Origin of the sequence: Streptomyces katrae, assembly GCF_000966975.1 — a bacterium.
Taxonomy (GTDB): domain Bacteria; phylum Actinomycetota; class Actinomycetes; order Streptomycetales; family Streptomycetaceae; genus Streptomyces; species Streptomyces katrae.
In genome coordinates this window covers 1-589 of the sequence record NZ_JZWV01001755.1, presented here as the reverse complement: position 1 = coordinate 589, position 589 = coordinate 1, and the positions used below count along the sequence as shown (strand labels likewise).

At 69.6% G+C, this 589-nt stretch carries 1 protein-coding gene; it reads right to left on the bottom strand.

The window, feature by feature from the left end:
* Positions 1 to 437 (bottom strand): ParA family protein (locus VR44_RS40460; RefSeq protein WP_045952699.1); only part of this gene is annotated, 437 nt, incomplete at its 3' end.
* Positions 438 to 589: the final 152 nt, after the last annotated feature.

The window sequence follows — 589 nt, the reverse complement described above, 5'->3', positions numbered from 1 at the left end:
ATAAGAGACAGGTCCTCGGCGAGGGCCTCGGCGGTGCCGGCGGTGATGGCGGTCTTGCCGACGCCGCCCTTCTGGTTGCACACCACGATGCGGCGGACGACCGAGGGACGCTGGACGGTGGGGGCCGGGTTCATCTCCAGCCAGAGGTGCACCGCTTGGGCGAGACCCTGGATGAGGGAGACGCCGCGGTCCTTGGAGCCGGTGCGGAAGGACTCCCACTGGCCGGCGGGCAGCCACGTCGAGAACGACTCGGCGCCGGAGGTGTCGACGGGGGAGGGGGCGGAGGCGAGGGCGCTCCAGTGGGCGATGCCCTGGTGGACGGCGTCCTGGATGTCGACCCGCAGCTGGGCGGTGCGGATCTTCAACTCCTGGCGGAGCCACGGGGGGAGCTTGGAGACGACCTTCTCTCGGTCGTTCGGGGAGGAGGGCGAAGTCATGAGAGGGACTTTACTAACGTTCTGGGGTCTGTGTGGGCGCCACGCTTGGGTTTTGCTAACGAAATGGGTGGGGAGGGGGGCCGGGCATGCGAAAGGGCGGCCCTGCGGATGTGCGGGGCCGCCCTGGAAGGGGTGTCAGGGGAGGGCGAGGG